This is a genomic window from Bacillus sp. I-2 (assembly GCF_001974945.1).
Classification (GTDB): Bacteria; Bacillota; Bacilli; order Bacillales; family Bacillaceae; genus Bacillus; species Bacillus safensis.
In genome coordinates this window covers 1-262 of record NZ_LZRW01000041.1, presented here as the reverse complement: position 1 = coordinate 262, position 262 = coordinate 1, and the positions used below count along the sequence as shown (strand labels likewise).

The following is a 262-nucleotide window of genomic DNA, read 5'->3' as shown; positions in this document are numbered from 1 at the left end:
TTTGGGACCAAGGGGTCGCAGGTTCGAATCCTGTCTTCCCGACCATCTTTTATGGGGCCTTAGCTCAGCTGGGAGAGCGCCTGCCTTGCACGCAGGAGGTCAGCGGTTCGATCCCGCTAGGCTCCACCAATATGATCTTTGAAAACTAAACAAGACAAAACGTACCTGTTAATTCGAGTTTTTATAAAAAAATCCTATGATACTTCATAGGTAGTCAGTCAAACTGGCGAAAAGCAAAACTTCGGTTTTGTACTTTTTCGGA

General features: G+C 45.8%; 1 tRNA gene. It reads left to right on the top strand.

The annotated features are described in order from the left end of the window. Positions 1–53 precede the first annotated feature (53 nt). Positions 54–129 (top strand) — tRNA-Ala (locus tag BAE31_RS11195). Positions 130–262: the final 133 nt, after the last annotated feature.